This window comes from Velazquezella soli (genome assembly GCF_977018685.1).
Map to the genome: position 1 here is coordinate 1 of NZ_CDRNXF010000003.1, position 18,271 is coordinate 18,271.

The window sequence follows — 18,271 nt, forward strand, 5'->3', positions numbered from 1 at the left end:
TTCGAGAACAATCAGGAAAATCAAGCCAGCGTTTCACGAGGCGGAGACCCCGTTGACTTCTAGTCAGCGGGGTTTTCGACCCTGCCGGCGTTCTCGCTCACGACAATCGCAGGCACTCGAAGCTCGCAAGCCCACCAGGCGCGCTAGCAGTTTTGCCAGTCGATCGCATTTCGCTTCACCGCTATGGTTCATCGCGAAAGGGAGACAACGATGCATGACCGCGGCCGAAATTAGGGTAGGAAGACACGTTGCCAAAACGGTCTTTTCAGCTGTTTCTCCGCTACGGTTAAACGTCTTTCCGTAGTGCGCTGCTGTTTTACTAGTTCACGCACGTAAAGCTGCGTACGAGACATAGGTTCTGACCTTCCAGTGAGAAGGTTGTCTACCGCCTGGCGGGCGGAACCCACGGGGTCCACAGCCCGACAATCGATCATAAGTTCTCTGCGAATAACATCGAGTTCGGCGGCCTCCAGATGCATCTTTTGCTGCGCAACTTCAACAGCCGCTGCTAATGCATCTGGAGTTTCACAGACGATGCCGAGCTCGTGCCGACGCCTGTACTCGATGGAATCAAGATCAAAGTTCTGGGTACCGACAAGCTGTTCAGCGCCCTCTTGGTAAATCACTAAGGGCTTTTTTGCGTAGAGGGCGTCGAAGATCGCGCCGGAGAAGTCACTGATAACCACATCAGATACGGTGAGCAGGTCAGCTTGGTTAGCGTCTGCGCCGAATAGGTGGTCAAAACCCAGGGATTTGGCGTATAACCTCCAGTCGAAATTACCGTCCGACTCTTGGTTGTGGTGCATTTTTATCACGACATTATAAGTCGCCATCAAATGCGAAAGCGGTCTAATTATTCGCTCAAACGAGCCGAGCTCCCGGTACGTCGGCATATAAAGAAGAGTTCGCTTTCCAGGATGGAGGCCAATTTTAAGAGCAAGCTCATTCTTGGCATTCGGCTCAAGAAACAGGTCTACGCCAGCGAACTTTAGATTGCCGACGGCGACTGCGGGAGAGAAATGAGAGACGAATTGTGCCGAGTACGGTCCATACATCAAGTTCAAGTCAGCAAGTGACCGCCAAACGCCGTAGTTATGGCGTTCTTTCGCAAGCCCATATTGAACGCTGATAAGCCGACTCTTGTTGAATTCTTCTATCAGCGGGAACGGCGTTTGGAAGAAGATGGCATCGTAGCTCCCGTCAAGCTTAACAGCGTTCCGGTAGTTTATTTTTCTGAAGCGATGTCTTACGGGCGCGTCTTGGCGAGCAAGAAACCCATCCCAGTCTGCCATGGAGCCCAAAAGCAAAACGTGAGCATCAGTGTAACTCCTCCAGAGCTTCTCGACCTGGAGGAACATAAACTCATTACGAGCAACAAAGGCAAGTCTGGCTTCGGATGCCATATGATTAGGAGGCTACTGCTCTAATTTCCTGGAGAAGCTGAGTTGTTGAGATACCCTCGGTACGCGGCAGATAAATCACCTCGCATAGAGATTTCCACTCGTCAAACCGCCCAGCCCAATCGTCGCCCATCACTAAGATGTCGGACTGGTGCTCGATAATGTACTCGCCTTTCTCCTCAAGCGAGTTTTCGAAGAACACGTGGTCTACACCAGCTATGGCTTTGACGATCTCAGCTCGGTCATACTGGGAATATACAGTCTTCTTCTGCTTCTTCGACCAGTTCAAGGCGTCAGTCGATACGCCAACCGTTAGATGACCGCCAAGCAGTCTGGCACGCTGCAGTATCCTGACATGCCCGATATGCAAGACGTCAAACGTTCCAAACGTGATAATACGCTTCATAGACCGACCCTTTTCGATAGAGCGAAGCGAGACTTATGAAGCGTTTACGACAATGAGGCAATAGACAATGCCCGTCGCGCTCGCAGCACGTGCAAGATCGAGTTGGGGTTAAGTTTCACAACAATTTGGCGATTGACTTGGGATGGCTCGCGGGAGCCATGCACCGTCACGTTCAACAGTCATACAGATTTCACAGAAGTGTGCCATAGAATGCAAATAGATTTTGGAGCCATTATGATGGAAACGAAAATGACAGCAATCGCCTCTATCCTCGAGAACTACTTTCCCATGGCACAGGAGGAAACCCTCCACGAGATTGCGGAGGAGATTTACGGCGCCCTTCGGGAGAATGCGCCGTCCATTCAGCGACACATGCGTGGTAAAATTGAAAGTATTGCGGGTAAGCCGCGGAACGCTCTGTCAGCAGTAAGCCGATAGAACAGAGGGAACGGCGACAACTTTGCGAAACCCACCTTCTCTGGGCTAAGAACAGTCCTTTGATCCGTGTATGCTCTTGCCGTACGACGTCATTCCGTCCGCAATCGGTCGTGATCAAAAATTGTTCTTCTCATCGAGACCACTTAAGCTCCGGCGATCAATGAGCACCCCCTCGACGTTGACCATTGGGGCTTCCAGGCCTCGATGGATCGGTGTAATCGTGCCGCTCTGTTTTAGAGCTTGTGGATCAACACGTGAACGCTATCCAAGTACACCTTCGAGTTGTTTGCGCTTTCATAATCCGTGAAACCGCTACACGTTACGGAACGAATGCCGGTGGCTATATCTGGGCGTTCGTACAACCAATCGCGTTCATTGCAATTATGGCCGCGCTCATGGGGTCTTCAGGACGAATGCCCGCACTAGGCGATAGCTATCTGCTCTTCTACTCCACCGGTTACATAGCATTCAACATGTTTCGCGCCATGGAAGGCTACCTTACTTCATCCATAAGCGCCAACCGCGCCCTGCTAACTTATCCAACTGTCGCGCCGATTGATGCTGTAGTTGGGAGGTTCGCTTTAGAAGCTTTGACGTCAATTTTAGTGGCCGCGATAATTATCGGATCAGCTTTCCATTATGCGAAGCATACATCGCCCATCGTTTGGTCTGACGTTTTTGGGGCGATCATAACTGCCTGGATGCTCGCAATTGGCATCGCAATGATCAACATGGTTCTCTTTTTCCATTATCCGCTTTACGCGAAGCTCTACGCGATTGTGACCCGGCCGCTGTTTCTACTGTCTGGTGTTTTTTACGTCCCGTCTGCGATGCCTGGCCCGATCGGCAACTACCTGCTCTACAATCCCGTTACGCACATTGTTATTTTGTTTCGAGAAGGCTTCTACGGGGAGTCGCCTGTAGACGGCCTCGACATGAGATTTCTTATAGAAACGTCGGGTACAGCACTTGGGGTCGGGTTCATCCTCTTTACGTTCTTCAACGTGTCTAGACTGCGCGAAAAGTGAGAGTAGACAGCGTTGACCGCTGTATGGTTATTCAAGGTTGACCGATCCGCTCCCGCTCGACGCGATCGAGCCGCTGCCTGAGATCCATGATGACATCACGGGCGCCATAGACACTCCCCTGCGCCTGCTTCAGCTCATCGACCTGCCGCTGCTGATCCTGAAAGCGCTGATCATAGTTTGCCCAGACGCGCTCATGTTCTGCCCGCGGCACTAGCCCGTCGCGAATATCCTTAATGGCTGTCTCGGTTCGCTGGCGGTCCTCTTGTCCACGTGCGGTACGCCACTCCATTTCTTTCTGCGTCACCATGGCGGAAACGATAGTCGACAGGCTGTCCTTCGTCTCGATCGACCGCATGCGCATGTCCTCGCGCATCGTCGTGATGTTGTCCTTGATCGGCTGCAGCGCCATGAAGCCAAGACCGCCGAGAACCGTAATGGTCACCGAGCAAAACCCGATGATGATCGGCCACTGCGTTTTCGAGCCGCCCCTGATGTCATCGACCAGCGAGCGGATCTGGGAGGCAATTTCCGAGAAGCCCTTGCCCATCCTGTTGTCGAGGTCGCCTATCTGGCGCGATTGGTTCTCGACGCGTTCGCCGAGCTGCGCATACTTCGCCTCTGGATCAAAGCCGCCGTTTGGCATGTCGTTTCTCCCAGTCATTCGTTTCTAGCCCTCTGGCATTTTCGCGCGATGGCGGGTGTTGACTCATGTCAAAGATTGAGAACATAGTAAGAACGAATACGCCGCATGACGTCGGCATCACCATCCTTATCGAAGGCGAACACGTGCACCGTGCGCGAGCGAGAACCCGTGTCCGAAAGACAGACGAAACCTGCTATGCCGCTTCCAACGCTCCAAGACTATCGCGCCGAGACGATTGAGATGGTTTGCACCCCCTGCGCTCGCCAAGGCGTTTTTAGCCACAAGAGCCTGGTCAAGAAATTCGGAGCGAACGCGGAGTTCGTTCAGATCCGGCGCGTGCTGGCGATGGGATGCGAGCACGCCGGAACTGAGAAATGTCGCGCAAGGTTCCCCTGCCTTCTGCAAGCACACGTCCTGTGGGAGCCACGCCAATGAGCGACGAGACCAGGACAGTCTTGAACGGACCGACGAAGCTTTACGTCCATTGGTGCAGCGTCCCCTCATGCCGGGAGTGGGGCGGCTTTGGCTTTTCGAATAATCGCGGAGAGCCGCAATGGTGGTGCTGGGAGCATTACCCGCACAAACCGAACCAGGCGCGCAGCGAAGCGGCCGAGATTGCAGAGATGCTGCGTTGAGTGTCGGCGACTAAGACCTACAGAGTGAGTGAGAGTACCATGCCGAAATCGGATACAAATGCAGGCTTCAATGCATGGTGGGACTTGCTTCCAGACGAAACCAAGAAGGGGATCGATCGGCGCGTGGCGTGGATGGCATTCGTAGCAGGATCTAGACACCGGATGTATCCCCCGAAAAACACTTATCGGTTTCGGGCCGGTCGGTGGATCGTCACAGTGACGGCCGACTCTTATGAAGACGCCCGGGCAAAGGCTGCGGAGAAGCTGGACCAGCGCGCGGAAAAGCTAGGGGCAACGCCACCGCCAAGCGGCCGGCCCCTAATGAAGATCGCAGGTTCGGCATGAAAGATGCGATGGCGTAGTATTGTAGCACACTAACGTTCATGCTTAAGTCGCGACCAGCAAGAACCAAGGTCGCTCTCATTGTCAGTTCTGAAGTTTATATTGTCAGCCTGGAGAACTCCTGTTCCAGGTGATGCTTTTTCATGGCATCAATGTGTAGTGCCTCCATTCAGAAGGCCTCGATTGATAAACGGCAAGAGAGCAACCACGCACGGTCAACTCTGGCGCCGAAGGTCTAACGATGGGCGCTGGGAGTATCGACAGGACCCAGAAAGCTCTGATTCGTACGAGCAGCGGCAGTGGTAGCGACTCGGTCCGGTTCATTCAAACGCAGCGTTATTTGCCGCTGGCTGTCTTATGCTGCCATCAGATCTTGGTGGATTATGCTAATTACGTTTGCGATAGCGCTGATTCTTCTGAGCGCAATCGCCTTGGCTGCGTTCGGCCCACTGCACAAGTTGAGCAGCCGCTGCCTCAGCGGCCTCATCCGCAATTAGAGGCTTTTGCTTAGCGCGAATCCCCTTCGACTGCGGCGCTTTCCTCCGGGAGGCTGACCTCATTGCAGTTAGTCATGGTGCGCCTGGATGGCTTTGTCGTGCTGTCGGCATTGATCCTTGCTCCAGACGGACGCTGCGCAGAGAGAGGCCACGGTACGGCCAATGTTGCGCTTATCCTTGGTCGTCAGCCCGCGTGTGCCGATCAGGTCCGTGCCGACAACCCTCTTAAGGCCGTCTGCACTTGCCGGAGCTGCTGTCGAACACCCCGCCAGCGTCGAAGCACTCATCAAAGCTGCTGCGAGCACGATCAGATGCATTGCCTGCTTCATTGTTCTGCCTTTCGATTGAGTTGAGAGTGCCAGCGCCGCCGGCGTTGTAGAGCCACGTCGCCGCGCCAATGGTGGCGGTGACGATCGCGAAGATGATGATGATGCGCAGCGTGGACGACATCAGCCGACCTCCGCCTTGATCTCACGAACGGCCGAGATGATCTGGCTGCGAAGCAGGATAAACAGCAACAGCACGACGACCAGGATCACGCCGCCGGCGAGCACTGCTTGCCAGTTCATTCCCGTCAGCCAGCCAAGGCCGATCGTGCTCAACCCGCCGCCGCCGGTGAGCCAGGTCAGCCAGTTGGATTTCTCCTTGACCTTCTCCTCGACCTTCTGCGGGACGACTTGCTTCTCGACCGAAACCGGAACTGCCACCAGCTTCTCTTCGGTCACGATCACCTTGTCGGCGTCAGGGATCTCGCCGGCGAGCGCCGCCTTCAATTCCTTCTCGACGTTGATGCGCTTGGCGCTGCCCCAGTCCGGCGTTCCCTTGGCAGTGACGCGAGTGTACTCCACCATCTGCCCGGTGTTCGACCACTTGAAGGAGAAGAACAGATCGCGCTCTGCCTGTCGCCGCGGGACGATCGCCTTCGGCTTCGAGTAATTCATGAACGCCTTCTTGGCTTCCGCAACCTTGCCGTCTTTGAAGAGCTTGACCCAAGAGGCCGAACCGATCTTCCCAGTATTCCAGTGGAAAGACAGGGCCGCGGCGAACTGCTCCTTAGAGATCTCGACGCCGGCGAAGGCTTTGCGGACGGCGTCGGCGTAGTTGTCCAGCGCCCAAACATAGACGCGCAGGCAATGCTCGAGCGACTGAGGCTTGCCGATGTAGCGCTCGACGACATGGCCGGTCGCCGAGGTGAGGCCTACAGACCAGGTCCATATGCCTTTACTGTCCTTGTAGGCTTGGCGGATGATCGCCTCATGGCCGGCGACTTCCATCGCCACGTCATAGTCGACGACCAGCGCCGCACCGGTGGGCACGTTTCTCTCCATTGCAAAGCTCCTATTGTGAGGGATCTCGTCCGAAAACGGTTCCGCGCTTCATCAGACGTGAAATTTAAGATTTTCGAGCTGGTGAGGCGGTGACGCTGTTATCTTGCCAATCGATCCTGACGACAAGTTCTCAGGCACGTGCGGTTGAGGCTCGTTTCGCCAAAGTTTCGCGTCACACCGGATCTGACTCAAATCGCCGCATCGACTAAAGCGATGTCGGTGCTTGCGCCTGGACAGCGATAAACGACAAGGATCGGCTCAGTGGCGCACCTCGGCCCTTATTTATTTAAAATATCGGCATCTGGGATCGAAGCCGAAACGTCTCCGATAGCGACTACCCAGTTAGTATTTCCATTACTTCCGCCGGTCCGCATTCCCATCAAGAGCTCCAGCTTCCCACCCGCAGAACTGAGCCATTCCAGACCTTCGGGCTCATATATCGTTCCGGCTCCAGCGGCGGCCGCAACGTCTCGTCCGCTCTCAACCAATTTCCGCAACAGCAATGAGCCATTGTGCCTAGAGAACACATTCAGGTACTTTGGAGAACTGAGCTGCCAATGACCATTGACCGCATAGACGTAGTTCTTGTCGGCCGTGACGCCTTGCAAATGCTGTCTATTTTTTACCGACCCATCGTATCCTGGGCTGTCGGAAAAGCAGATTTCCTCAATTGCCTCAGTTGACCTATCCCCTTGCGGCCCTGTCAAAAGCGTTTGTAATCGAAAGAGCCTAGCGTACGACTTGCCATCTGAAGGTCTCGTATAAGCGGCGACTACTATATCCTTGTCTGAGGACAACCCAATGGTTGTATGTTTATTCTTCCCTGCATCTGTTAATTCGTATTGACCTTCTAGGACAATCTTACGGCCTTGGCCGTACTGGTAGCGAAAAACAGATACGCCATTTCCAGCAACGTTCTGTGTGAGGAATTTTAAAGAACCGTTGACGTAGAAATGTTGCAGGCCTTGCCCATGACCAAGAGTTAAAGGTTCGTCAGCGGAATAGTCGAGCAGCCGCCCGGTCCCATCCGAGCGTGCAACTACATTGGCGGTATTATGCCAATCCTTCCCATTGCCTAGGACGTAATACCACTCGTTCAGCTGAGGAACATATGTGAAGCCCTGCATCACCCGAGAAGAAACGACGGTAGGTGTCTCAAGAAGCAAAGGCTTGAAACCAGCTTCAAAAATCGGGGTGATCTGCTTAGCGCCGATCGCGCAGGCGCAGACTAAAAAACACAAAGCGACTATACGAAGCGATCTCATCTTTGGTTATAAGCCTCTCGTCTATTTTTCACTGCGACATTGATTGCCGGAGCTCGCATCCTGCCTGATTGACGCCGTTAAAAAACTGTAACAAAAAACCAACCGCAATCAATGAGGAACGAGTATATGGACCTTCGAAAGCTCATCAGTGCGCTTCTAGACCTTGAAGGACCATCGCGTGCCGTCGATGACAATATCGCCGAGGCGTTGGGATGGTCCAAAAGGTTCGCTACGATTTCTGACACTGCAAGCGACAGAAGCAGGACAGTTCAGCAGAGCATGTGGTTGGTCCCCTCTGGTGAGGTTCGCGAAGTACCTCGTTACACGCAAGGCGCTCAAGAGGCGCGGGTGCTGGTCCAGGAAGTGGCGCCGGATCTGGCATGCGCTCTAGTCGTTGAGAGCGGCAGTGTTCGAGCCCAGCTGGAAGGCGAACCGCCGTGCCAAGGAAAAACTAGTGCAATTGCATTGTGCATTGCGGCCATTTCACACCTGGAAAAAAGGCCGGAGCCATGACCGATCTTCCTGCGATTGACGCTCTCATCAAAAGGCTCATGCTTGATGATAATCCTCATCGCGACCTAGATGATAAAATTGCAGAAATTCTGGGGTGGTCGCGGGCATACGAAACCGTGACAGACATGAAGACCGGCGAGACGTCACAAAAGCTCCTCAAGCGATGGTACCCGCCCGGAAGTCAAACTCTGCGCCGCGTCCCCAGTTACACCAGCGACCTTCAGTGCGCTCTTGATTTGGCTTCTGACGTAAGTGGCGGCGCAAGAGTTGGATGTTCGTGGGATGAAACAGGCGCCCATAGCGTCATCGGGATGCGCCCCCCCGTCCGGGCGAGAGACGTATCAATGGCCGTTTGCGCCGCATCCCTCATCGTCGTACGACAGAAGAGCGTTAGTAACTTATGATGAATATATTTCGACGGAGAAGAACGCAGCAGGTCGCGCTTGCACTTCAAGCATCCCGAGACACGGAGGAAAATTCCGCCAAGCGCCGCGAGAACCTGCCTTTGCAATCGATTACTTGGCGAGGTGCTGGGCCATGGCAAACACTAACGCAGAAAATACCGAAGAAGATCTGGGCTTACTGGGACGACGACGACCTGCCGCGGTTAGTCGAGGCATGTTTGACTTCGTGGCGTAGGCATAACCAGTGTTACGAAATCAATCTTCTGACGAAGTCGACCATTCGGGACTTTCTGTCAGATGCTCCTGAAAGCATCTTTGATGATGGCGTCCATAGAAGGGCCGACTGGTTACGTCTCGCCCTGCTTCGCAGATACGGAGGCATTTGGCTTGATGCCACAACAATCGTTCGAGGCCCCCTGGATTTCGTATCGGAAGCGCAGCAGGTCTGCGGATCTGACTTCGTAGGATATTACATAAAGAGCAAAACTAAGGATATGACCTACCCGCTCGTAGAGAATTGGTTCTTGGCATCTCCAGCGGGAGGAGGATTTATTGAGGACTGGTATCATGAGTTTATGAAGTCGATCCTGCATGGATCGGACCAATACATCCGAGACCTGCGCAGCCAGGTCAATCTTGATGACATTCGTCACGGGATAGAGAAAGTCCGACATTTTTCTATGCATATCGCGGGGCAGATGGTCCTGCGCCGCCAGAACAGCCATTCTCTATTGCTATTCAAAGCCGAAGACGATCCGTTTCTCGTGCAAAGTCAAGTGCGCTGGAATGGGGAGAGCATCCTGAGAAATCTGACCGATATGCCCGCGTCTGCGAACCCGTTCTGTAACCTGATAAAGTTGAGAGGCGTCGATTGGACGCCGATTGAACAGAAGGCATTGGCGGGAAACGTTGGCGAGCATTCCCTGATTGGAAGCCTCATGCACAGCCACGCCGCATATAAAGAAAAGTAGGTTCCGTTATGACAGCCATCAAATTTTCGATCATCGTCATTGGTTTCAATGTCGAGAATTTCATTGAACAGGCCATTGCCAGTTGCGCCTTCCCAAATCGAACTGATTACGAAGTGATCTACGTCGATAACGGATCGACGGATGCTACGGCTTCAATGGCTGAGGATACCGCCGCTGATCTCGCCATACCCTATCGAGCACTGCTTCTCGACAGAAACTACGGTCCCGGTCACGCGCGCAACGAAGGCGTTAGAGCTACCACTGGAGAGTTTATAATCTTTTTAGACGGAGACGATTTCCTCACGTCGCATGCGCTTGATCGGCTCAATGATATGACATTGCAGAATCCGGCCGAAGTATACCTCTATAACTATGCCCGCTTCCATGAAAATGGCTCGCGCGTTAACAACATGAATACCAAGCTTCTCACTGAAGGCTACCGTAGGCACCCAGCAGAGATAGAAAAAATTCTAAGAAACTTCGGTGTTGCATGGAATAAGATGTACCGGAGAGATTTCCTTATCAAAAATTCGATCGCGTTTGGAGAAGGACTTTACGAAGATATCGAATGGAACTTTAAGGTGCTAATTCTTGCGTCGCCACTTTATGTGACGCCTGACGTGCTGGTTTACTACCGGCACCGAGCAAAATCAGTTCTACGCAGTAAAGACATTCATCACTTTGACGCCATAGCCCAAGGTCACAAGATGGTGGATTTCTACACTAGGGAAACTGAGTTGGCGAGTTTGTACGGCGCGCGAACCTATTCCTATATCCGTGATGTCATTGTACGAATCTTAGCTGAGAACCGGCTACCAGTTGCTGCACGAGGCAAGTTCGTGCGTGAGGCGTCCGGCTTGTTGAGAAATTTCCGAAGGCTCATCGGAAAAACGAAAAAGACTTGGACCGAGCGGCTCATAGATACCCAAAGCTATGTGGCATACGCTGGTGGTCTTAAAGCCCTCCGATATTACGACATGGCAGAGAAAGCCATCATCAAAGCAGCAGAGCCATACTATAAGAAGTACAAGCAACCCTATCTAGAATTCCTCTACAGAAACAAAATGGTGCGGCAGCCTATCCAAAACAACCTGGTCTTCATGGATGCTTTTTGGGGTCAAAAGATTGACTGCAATCCATTGGCACTTGCCATTGAACTCGAAAAACGCGGCTTTGAAATTGTTTGGGATCTCCAGAAAGACGGGAAGCGCCCTCCAGTATATCCTGGTAAAGTCGTACGTCGGCACAGCCGCGAGTTCTTCCAAACTATGGCGCGTGCAAAGTATATGGTCTCGAATGTCAATTTTCCGGATGAATGGGTAAAGCGGCCGGAGCAAATCCACCTGCAGACTTTCCACGGCACACCGCTCAAATTTATGGGCCTAGACCTGAGAGAGACAAATCCCAAAGAGATGAACTGGAACGGATATGCGCGCCGCTCCAAGCGGTGGGATTTTGGCGTTTCGTCGAACCGCTACTCTACGAGAATTTGGCGCCGCAACGCTCCGTACAATTGGAAGGTCCTCGAGACCGGCTACCCTCGCAACGATATTTTCTTCAATCACACCGATGAGGATGTGGCTCGGATCCGACGTGCAGCGGGCGTTCCTGAAGGTAAGAAAGTTGCTCTCTATGCCCCGACCTATCGCGCATTAGATAAAGGGAAAAGCAAGAATGTTGCAGATACTCAGGCATTTGACGCTGAACGTGTCCAGGCCGCATTAGGTGACGAATATGTGCTTCTCATCCGGGGCCACTACTTTTTGAAGTCCGCTGCAAGCGCGGCCAGCGATAAAATTATTGATGTTTCGTCCTACGTTAACAGCAACGAAATATGCCTGATCGCAGACCTACTTATAAGCGATTATTCGTCGATCATGTTTGATTATGCATGCCTTCGCCGGCCCATAATCTTGTACACTTATGACTATGATGATTATGCGACAGAAAGAGGGATGTACTTTGATATCAAGTCGGAGCCACCCGGGCTGGTGGCCTTTAATTTAGAGCATCTGATTTATGGAATTCAGTATAGGAACTTTTTGTCTCCGGAAAATAACGCCAAGCTACAGACCTTCGCTGACAGATTCTGCTCGCTTGAAAACGGAACCTCTACAAAGAAAGTCCTAGAAGCCGTTTTCGACCTTAAGGATGGTAAGTCCTTGTGACCTCATTGACGACTCAAGTTTGGCTGTGGCGCGCGTGATCGCGCGCCACGAAGATTTCAGGTATCAATGACGCTTGATTGAATATTAGCTTGACCGAATCTTAGAGGTAGTTACATCGACGAAAGAGGCTGCCGAAATGCTGCGTGGCCGCACTCTTTCTGATGAAGAACTGAACAACGATATAGAAGCTTGGCCCATCATATGGACGCGTATCCCAGACCAGGCTTCATTGGTCGTTGACGAAACTGGGTTTGCCCAGCTCGGCAAAAATTCAAGCCGCCAGATACGTGAAGCTCCCCCGCAACAAGGTTGTTGCACTTAAGTTCGCGTCCGTCACGGCCGCTCGCCCAGTCGCCCCGTTCTGGTAGAGTGTCATCACACCAGACGTAAAGCACACTCCCATTACTGGCGACGTCAGCCCTGCCATGTTCTGCGCCACGAGCACAGCCGACCCATTATTGCTAGCTGGGGTGACAGGCAGATCGATCGACACGTTGCCGGTTAGCGCGCCCTTCGCGGCGAGCTCCAGAATAAACTCTACCGTCACAACATCACCCGTGCGCTTCCACACGCCGGAGCGTTGGGAGGAATAGGTGATTCCCGTGGTGGCGTTGTTGATCTTCACCGTCGGCGTGAATGTTCCTTCGTCGCGCACGACCACCATCAGCTGAACCCGTGGGTTCCCGCTGATCTGGTATTCCTTCTCGACGGTCCTGTTCCGCGCGCGAATGCGCCAAGAGTAGTTGTCGAGCATATGGATCTGAACCAATGCAAAGCTTGGATAGTCCACGCCATTCAGGTCTTTGATGGTAGGCCAGTGAGCCGCCGCGAATTGAACGTGAGTTTCATCCGTAGCTGTCATGTAATCCAGCAGATCACCTAGTCCCGAAAATGTCGCCCCGGTCGCCGGGTTGGTCAGAGACACAAGTCGTCCGTTTTTGAAAGGTGAGATGGCGCTTCCAAACGAACCTACAGCCTTGTCCTTGATGTTGATCGCATCATCGGTAGAGGCAAACCATTCAAGCAGGACCCTAGCTATAGCGCCGTTGTTGTCCACGGAGCCGGAGCGGATCATGGCGAGTGTGAAAACGCGGTTGTCGCTCGTAATGAACCCGCCCTCACACTCAACTCGTGCCACCGTCGGTGCGCTCGGCAGTGCCTCGATGATAGCTTTCAGGTCCGCTGCCCTGATCATAGCTTCAGAAATCTGACGCCCCTTGAAGTCGAAAACCTTGACCCCATGGCTTGAATAACCAAGCTCCGTAACGGCTGGGTCCCAGTATCCTCCAACAGTATGGATGATGTAGTCGTCGGCTAAAATGATGCCTTGCGACTTTGGGAACGAGTTGGTTATAGCCGCAGCCGTGCCGGTCGTTGCGGTTCCTGCGATAGAATCAGCATCGTTGCCGGTCCCCGCAATCCCAAAGTCCACCACACCTTTAGCGGTGTAGGTTTCATCGTAGAAAGTATGAATGTACTTGCGGCGGACACTGACCGGAGTGTCGCTACTCTCAACGATTCGGCGACGACCACGCCCAGCGATCTGAACCTTAAGCGGCACAGTGAATGTTGCTGTGGGAGCGAGCCTAGCCTTGTTTGCTGGCAGCGACGTGATGTTGTAGCGACCAATCTGGTTTGATCCGTTGCCCATGCCGATGTCGAGATATCGAGTGCTACCGTCACGCCAGATAACGGCTCCTTCATTGTACTGAGCGCCTGCGGAGAAACATGAAACATAAAGAAGCGCAGGCCATGTTCGGACTTCAATCCAGCACCAATCATTAAGACCGGCGCCACCGTCATACAACGTGAACAACTGCCCCGCCGCCTCATCTAGGACGACCCCCTGGGGGTACAATCCATTCAGCGAGTACTGAGCGACAATCGAAGGTGCGTCCGGGAAACCGCCTTGCAGGCGTGCGTGGACGCGCATGCGGTGACGACTTTGAAAATCCGGACGAAGCTTTTCTTTTATGATGTCTGTTAGCCGAATCTCACCGACGTCGGGACTACGGTACCAAAGGCGCCCGTTGGCCGAAGCGAAAGTGTCACTAGAGCCGTTGTCGTAAGCGACGAACAGGCCGCCTAAACCATCGCCCGCCGCTGCTCCAGACACTAAAAACACTGCCTCAACAGTAGTGGGGATATCGTCAGCCATTGCTTCGCCGCGAGAAGCGTAAGACCATCCTTGAGCGCCACTCTCAAGGCGCTTCCCCCAGGCGCGAGCTTCTGATTTTTTGACTTTATAGGCCCCAGACGACGGGACCCCAATAGTGTTGAAGTCGCGAAAAATCTCTTCAGCAGATTGGGTCATAGTAACTCTCATATGATGGTAACACTAGGGAATTGATCAGGCCGCGACCGGCCGGTAAGCGATGAGCTTGAGCGGAATGGTCAGCACCTGATTGATGCCGACAGCCGGGATGACGTAGTAGACTTCGACCTTCGTGGCCTCTACGACGAGCCCAGTCCCTTCGAGTATGATACCGCCGACATTCAAGACGCCGGTCATTGTTGGCCGACCACGTCTATGCACATAGACACGGTCTCCGACCTTTGCGGCGGCAATTGCGAACTCCTTAGTCCGAGGCGCCAGACTGAGAGCGGTGACGGTGTTGTGGACGATATCCACGTCCAACTCCCAAGCGACGTTGGATTTTGCAGCTTCCTTCATGGCGGCGGAAGCCACATCATCCGCCTGCTTGACGCCAACGCGCCAGTCGGTTTGTTCGGTCGGGATCATGATCACACCGTGATAGATTGCGAGACCTGAGATGCAGACGGCACACCGGAAACGTTCGTCGCGCCGCACCAGTACAGCCAGGTTCCAGCACCGGGCGTATCACTCAGCGAGATGACCTGGTTGGCAGTGGCCTGAATGCGTCCGATTTCAGCTGCCTGAGCAAAGGTCTGCGTTACCGTGCCGCGCTTGAAGACGAGATAGCGACTGTTGTCATTCGCTGCACGTGCACTGACTGAGACCGTGCCCCCGGCGTTGCTCAGGAGCAAGTTCGTTGGTGACGCAGGCGCGACGGCGTCAGCCGTAGCAGTCACGATTACATAATCAGTCCAATCGGAAGATGTGCCCCCACCCCAAGCGCGAGCACGCACGCGATACTCTTTGCCATCGGCGAGGTAGCCGGTCCTGACCTGATCATCTCCCTCGTCGGAATAGACCGACTGAACGCCATTTCCTCCGCTCGTTCGCTCAAACTCCAGCTCATAGGTCAGGCTGTCATCGACATGCGTCCAGGTACCGAGGATGAAGGCGGCGGTCGATCCGCCAGAGACCACCTCGTTTTGCACCGAGACAGAAAAGTTGCCAGGAACCGGCACGCCGTCTTCAGGTGCAGGCTGCGCTACCTCTCCGGGCTTGCCTTCCTCGGTCGCCGCATCGAAGTCGTAGAGCGAGCTCGAGACAATGATGCCGGAGAATGAAAGGCGCATGCTTCTCAGGTCGATCGTGACACTCGACGTAATCTCGACGACTGCATTGACGAGACCGCGCCGCGGATGGTGAACCGACACAAATCGGCGATATGGAAGATTGCGAAGATTGCTTGCGGTGTAGTCGGCAATGATAGCGACTTTTCGGGCATTGGCGCGAATGAAAGTCAGCTTCTGTTTGCGCTGGCAATGGTTATGGCTCTGGACAGCCTCATTGTCGAATGTCTTGGTCCGCTCGGTTTCGTCCTGCTCCCCATAGGGATCCCCGAAGATCGCCGCATCCTCTGTATTATAGTCATTCGCCGGGTTGACCCAACGGCCACGAACGGCAAGCACAGTGTTCGACCGACGTTTATTCTTGTCGACGCGGATGCTGTAGATGCTGTTGGCATCGAGTGTGACATCCGGCGCGACGAACTCGCCGGCATGCACGCCGATCTTGCCGTCTGAGCGCTCGTAGACGACGAGTTCTGCCGCTTCGTCAATGATACGCCCGACGTCGGTCGGATCGTTGTTGGCTCTGAACCAAAAGCCGCCATGGTAGCGCTTTTCCGTTCCTCCGGAGCGGTTTGTGACGTTCTGATCGGAGACGTTTGCCGCACGCGCCCAGTCAGGGAGATGCATCGCGGAGTACGACATCTTGCCACCAGCCGGATGGCAAAGATGCCACAGGCGCATCAGCGCGAGGTTCGTCGAGAACTCCCAGCTGTTCGGATTACCAAACCGATGCGATCCGGATCCGCCCTGCGTGCTGTCCTTTCGCGGATCGTAGAGAAGCGCACCCTCACCAACGGCAGAATGCTCTGGCATCTGGTTCGGGTAGATCTTGAGAAAGTTCTTCTGCGACACGGTGTGGCAGCGCATGTAGACGCTGGCGAGCCCGTCGCCACGGTGATTGGCATTCCAGATGGTCGGAAACGCAGCAACGATCGCTCCGTATGCGGTGCTGCTGTCGAGACCCAGGCGCGTATCGATCCGGACATTTGCGCTACCATCGTAGAAGAAGGGAGGCGTGGTGACGGACGTCCCGTCAATTGCAACCTTCTTGTCGTGCAGATAGTGAGCAACGTACCTGTTGATGCGGTGAGCGGCCCAAACCATCACATGGTACGCGTAGCCGTTGCGCTCTTCGAGGAAGACATAGTCCCCGCCCTTCTTCACCCGGCCAAGCACATAGGAAAGCGAAGGCACCTGCTGTTTGAGGTTATAGGAGCCGTCTTCGGGCTTTGGCACCGACGGCTTCTGCACATTCAGACTTTGGACCGCAGCATATCCGAGAGCGCCGATGGCCAATGCATAGGTGCCGAGATACAGCGCATTGGCTGCAAACACGGTCGACGCCAAAGACGACACGACCAGTGCGATCGACTCGATGATACCCATTCAGATGATCCAGGCTGCAAGTGTGCGTGCGGTAATTGGCTCGAACCCGATTGCAGTTCGGGTGAGCCAGCCATTGCCATCGTGGATAACCCCGAACTGGCGGGTGATATGCTTGTGGCTGCCGACAACTCCGACATCCCCCCGAGCTGGCGATGCCGTGGGCTGACATCCTATACCAACCAGGCAGGACCGAACGAGAAGGAGGGTGCCGCCATTCCGTTCAAGCAGGTCAAGCTGCCCTTGACCCGCGGAGTAGGTTCCGCGCAGATGCGCTGCCGGGTCAGGCCGGCCGTTCCAGATCGCCCAGGCTGCAATGGCGAGGCCGCAATCGACCCATTCGCCTGGCGACCAGGGTAAGGCTTCATAGTGGCGCAGAAAGAGCGAGAGCTCATCGTCTGCGAGGAATGACGGCGGATAGACCACGACGACTCGACTCTCATGATCCCGCATGATTTCCTTTGGCTCGGCAATGGAGGGCTCGATGAAGGAAGAAAGACGCTTGGATTTACAGGAGTTCGCTCAGTTCACGATTGACAAGATTGAGCGAATGGAACGGCAGATGAAGGGAATTCACATGGTCATGAACGGCTTTGCGAACGAACTCCGCAACACCGATCCAGTCACGGCTCAAAGAGTCGCCACGTTCATTTCGACCATGGCCGAGAAACAAGGCGCGCCAGAGCAGACCAGAAAGATCGTAGACATGTACGTTGGCATCCTGACCCACGAGTTTCGCGACAAGTCTGAGCTTCAGTGACCATTGCCTCCCAACTCTCGGAAACCGGGTCTATCTGCACCGTCACTTCTAATTTCATCGCGTCAACTCCTACCAGTTCGGCCATTTGATCGTCTTGTCGCGCATCCGCGGAACACGCCCGCAAAACTCGTCGTCTGGCGCGTTCGGGTTGAGAAGCTTTGCACGCGCACGCTGGTCGACATCGGAGAGGACAGCCCCGCTTGTCAGTGTCCGGAGCGTGAAGCGGTTTGTGATCTCCAGGTTCACCCGCGAGGTGATGCCGCTCTCAGACGTCTCGTCGACAACATCGAGGTTGTCGATCTCGCCCGTGAACACAACGATCGGCTCCTGGTCGTCAGGCTGTTCGTTCTCGTCGAGCACCTTCAGCTTAACGACGAAAACAGAACCTTGGATGGTCTGCGTTTCGTCATAATCCCAGATCTGATCTGCGACCGACGCGGCCAGCGATATCAGGGAGAGCTGAAGCGTATAAGCTTCCCCGTTGATGGCGGCCTCGATTTGCTGAAGTGCATCATCGGTGAATTGCGCCGGCCGGTAGAGGCTGCCATCGTCATCGACGAATACGCCGCCAGAGCCGTCCCAAATCCTCACCGTCTTATCCGGCAGGATTGCATCGCAAAGGATGCGGAGAGACTTGATTGTCATT

16 protein-coding genes are annotated in these 18,271 nt (G+C 54.2%); 5 read left to right on the top strand and 11 right to left on the bottom strand.

What is annotated here, in order from left to right:
• Nucleotides 1-230 precede the first annotated feature (230 nt).
• Nucleotides 231-1,403 (bottom strand): CDP-glycerol glycerophosphotransferase family protein, encoded by a 1,173-nt coding sequence (locus AC0JZ8_RS03325; protein ID WP_471891784.1) that lies wholly within the window; start codon nt 1,401-1,403, stop codon nt 231-233.
• A gap of 4 nt (nt 1,404-1,407) precedes the next feature.
• On the bottom strand, nt 1,408-1,806 hold the full coding sequence (locus AC0JZ8_RS03330) for an FAD synthase family protein (protein ID WP_471891785.1): 399 nt from the start codon (nt 1,804-1,806) through the stop codon (nt 1,408-1,410).
• Nucleotides 1,807-2,498: 692 nt separating this feature from the next.
• On the opposite strand from AC0JZ8_RS03330, the gene AC0JZ8_RS03335 reads away from it, so the two are divergent.
• Nucleotides 2,499-3,272, top strand: a complete 774-nt coding sequence (locus AC0JZ8_RS03335; RefSeq protein ID WP_471891786.1) for an ABC transporter permease — start codon at nt 2,499-2,501, stop codon at nt 3,270-3,272.
• A 31-nt stretch (nt 3,273-3,303) separates the two neighbouring features.
• On the opposite strand, the gene AC0JZ8_RS03340 is transcribed toward AC0JZ8_RS03335, so the two are convergent.
• Complete coding sequence (locus tag AC0JZ8_RS03340) at nt 3,304-3,915, bottom strand: hypothetical protein (protein WP_471891787.1); 612 nt, start codon at nt 3,913-3,915, stop codon at nt 3,304-3,306.
• Between the two features lie 431 nt (nt 3,916-4,346).
• Between AC0JZ8_RS03340 and AC0JZ8_RS03345 the strand changes: the two genes are divergently transcribed.
• The gene (locus AC0JZ8_RS03345) at nt 4,347-4,550 is read left to right on the top strand and encodes a hypothetical protein (RefSeq protein WP_430244935.1); all 204 of its coding nucleotides are present in this window, start codon (nt 4,347-4,349) and stop codon (nt 4,548-4,550) included.
• Nucleotides 4,551-5,614: 1,064 nt separating this feature from the next.
• Here the strand turns inward: AC0JZ8_RS03345 and AC0JZ8_RS03350 are convergent.
• The 3 genes from AC0JZ8_RS03350 to AC0JZ8_RS03360 all read right to left on the bottom strand — a co-directional run bounded on the left by AC0JZ8_RS03350 (nt 5,615) and on the right by AC0JZ8_RS03360 (nt 7,982).
• The gene (locus AC0JZ8_RS03350) at nt 5,615-5,839 is read right to left on the bottom strand and encodes a hypothetical protein (RefSeq protein WP_471891788.1); all 225 of its coding nucleotides are present in this window, start codon (nt 5,837-5,839) and stop codon (nt 5,615-5,617) included.
• Nucleotides 5,839-6,717, bottom strand: a complete 879-nt coding sequence (locus tag AC0JZ8_RS03355; protein ID WP_471891789.1) for a lysozyme — start codon at nt 6,715-6,717, stop codon at nt 5,839-5,841. Before AC0JZ8_RS03355 ends, AC0JZ8_RS03350 begins: the two co-directional genes overlap by 1 nt.
• A 278-nt stretch (nt 6,718-6,995) precedes the next feature.
• Entirely contained in the window at nt 6,996-7,982 is a 987-nt protein-coding gene (locus AC0JZ8_RS03360) for a phage baseplate protein (RefSeq protein WP_471891790.1), read from the bottom strand.
• 913 nt (nt 7,983-8,895) lie between these two features.
• Between AC0JZ8_RS03360 and AC0JZ8_RS03365 the strand changes: the two genes are divergently transcribed.
• Both AC0JZ8_RS03365 and AC0JZ8_RS03370 read left to right on the top strand, forming a co-directional pair.
• Nucleotides 8,896-9,870 carry a glycosyltransferase family 32 protein gene (locus tag AC0JZ8_RS03365; protein ID WP_471891791.1) on the top strand — a complete coding sequence of 325 codons (975 nt, stop codon included), beginning with the start codon at nt 8,896-8,898 and terminating at the stop codon, nt 9,868-9,870.
• Nucleotides 9,871-9,878: 8 nt separating this feature from the next.
• Nucleotides 9,879-12,038, top strand: a complete 2,160-nt coding sequence (locus AC0JZ8_RS03370; protein WP_471891792.1) for a bifunctional glycosyltransferase/CDP-glycerol:glycerophosphate glycerophosphotransferase — start codon at nt 9,879-9,881, stop codon at nt 12,036-12,038.
• A gap of 271 nt (nt 12,039-12,309) precedes the next feature.
• Here the strand turns inward: AC0JZ8_RS03370 and AC0JZ8_RS03375 are convergent, their stop codons facing one another.
• The 4 genes from AC0JZ8_RS03375 to AC0JZ8_RS03390 are packed head-to-tail and all read right to left on the bottom strand — an operon-like array spanning nt 12,310 to nt 17,318.
• On the bottom strand, nt 12,310-14,352 hold the full coding sequence (locus AC0JZ8_RS03375; RefSeq protein WP_471891793.1) for a hypothetical protein: 2,043 nt from the start codon (nt 14,350-14,352) through the stop codon (nt 12,310-12,312).
• A gap of 36 nt (nt 14,353-14,388) precedes the next feature.
• Nucleotides 14,389-14,781, bottom strand: coding sequence for a hypothetical protein (locus AC0JZ8_RS03380; protein WP_471891794.1), 393 nt, complete (start codon nt 14,779-14,781; stop codon nt 14,389-14,391).
• 2 nt (nt 14,782-14,783) lie between these two features.
• Nucleotides 14,784-16,868, bottom strand: a complete 2,085-nt coding sequence (locus AC0JZ8_RS03385; protein ID WP_471891795.1) for a phage tail protein — start codon at nt 16,866-16,868, stop codon at nt 14,784-14,786.
• Nucleotides 16,869-17,318, bottom strand: coding sequence for a DUF6950 family protein (locus AC0JZ8_RS03390; protein WP_471891796.1), 450 nt, complete (start codon nt 17,316-17,318; stop codon nt 16,869-16,871). It lies immediately after the preceding gene.
• A gap of 31 nt (nt 17,319-17,349) precedes the next feature.
• Between AC0JZ8_RS03390 and AC0JZ8_RS03395 the strand changes: the two genes are divergently transcribed.
• A complete protein-coding gene (locus AC0JZ8_RS03395) occupies nt 17,350-17,625 on the top strand; it encodes a hypothetical protein (protein WP_471891797.1) in 276 nt (91 codons plus the stop codon).
• A 69-nt stretch (nt 17,626-17,694) separates the two neighbouring features.
• Here the strand turns inward: AC0JZ8_RS03395 and AC0JZ8_RS03400 are convergent, their stop codons facing one another.
• Nucleotides 17,695-18,270, bottom strand: coding sequence for a hypothetical protein (locus tag AC0JZ8_RS03400; protein ID WP_471891798.1), 576 nt, complete (start codon nt 18,268-18,270; stop codon nt 17,695-17,697).
• Nucleotide 18,271: the final 1 nt, after the last annotated feature.

What these genes read in the sequence shown, in the direction of transcription:
- AC0JZ8_RS03400 (WP_471891798.1), bottom strand. Translation starts at nt 18,270, where the DNA reads ATGACAATCAAGTCTCTCCGCATCCTTTGCGATGCAATCCTGCCGGAT.
- AC0JZ8_RS03325 (WP_471891784.1), bottom strand. Translation starts at nt 1,403, where the DNA reads ATGGCATCCGAAGCCAGACTTGCCTTTGTTGCTCGTAATGAGTTTATG.
- AC0JZ8_RS03390 (WP_471891796.1), bottom strand. Translation starts at nt 17,318, where the DNA reads ATGCGGGATCATGAGAGTCGAGTCGTCGTGGTCTATCCGCCGTCATTC.
- AC0JZ8_RS03360 (WP_471891790.1), bottom strand. Translation starts at nt 7,982, where the DNA reads ATGAGATCGCTTCGTATAGTCGCTTTGTGTTTTTTAGTCTGCGCCTGC.
- AC0JZ8_RS03370 (WP_471891792.1), top strand. Translation starts at nt 9,879, where the DNA reads ATGACAGCCATCAAATTTTCGATCATCGTCATTGGTTTCAATGTCGAG.
- AC0JZ8_RS03345 (WP_430244935.1), top strand. Translation starts at nt 4,347, where the DNA reads ATGAGCGACGAGACCAGGACAGTCTTGAACGGACCGACGAAGCTTTAC.
- AC0JZ8_RS03365 (WP_471891791.1), top strand. Translation starts at nt 8,896, where the DNA reads ATGATGAATATATTTCGACGGAGAAGAACGCAGCAGGTCGCGCTTGCA.
- AC0JZ8_RS03330 (WP_471891785.1), bottom strand. Translation starts at nt 1,806, where the DNA reads ATGAAGCGTATTATCACGTTTGGAACGTTTGACGTCTTGCATATCGGG.
- AC0JZ8_RS03375 (WP_471891793.1), bottom strand. Translation starts at nt 14,352, where the DNA reads ATGACCCAATCTGCTGAAGAGATTTTTCGCGACTTCAACACTATTGGG.
- AC0JZ8_RS03340 (WP_471891787.1), bottom strand. Translation starts at nt 3,915, where the DNA reads ATGCCAAACGGCGGCTTTGATCCAGAGGCGAAGTATGCGCAGCTCGGC.
- AC0JZ8_RS03395 (WP_471891797.1), top strand. Translation starts at nt 17,350, where the DNA reads ATGAAGGAAGAAAGACGCTTGGATTTACAGGAGTTCGCTCAGTTCACG.
- AC0JZ8_RS03350 (WP_471891788.1), bottom strand. Translation starts at nt 5,839, where the DNA reads ATGTCGTCCACGCTGCGCATCATCATCATCTTCGCGATCGTCACCGCC.
- AC0JZ8_RS03385 (WP_471891795.1), bottom strand. Translation starts at nt 16,868, where the DNA reads ATGGGTATCATCGAGTCGATCGCACTGGTCGTGTCGTCTTTGGCGTCG.
- AC0JZ8_RS03355 (WP_471891789.1), bottom strand. Translation starts at nt 6,717, where the DNA reads ATGGAGAGAAACGTGCCCACCGGTGCGGCGCTGGTCGTCGACTATGAC.
- AC0JZ8_RS03380 (WP_471891794.1), bottom strand. Translation starts at nt 14,781, where the DNA reads ATGATCCCGACCGAACAAACCGACTGGCGCGTTGGCGTCAAGCAGGCG.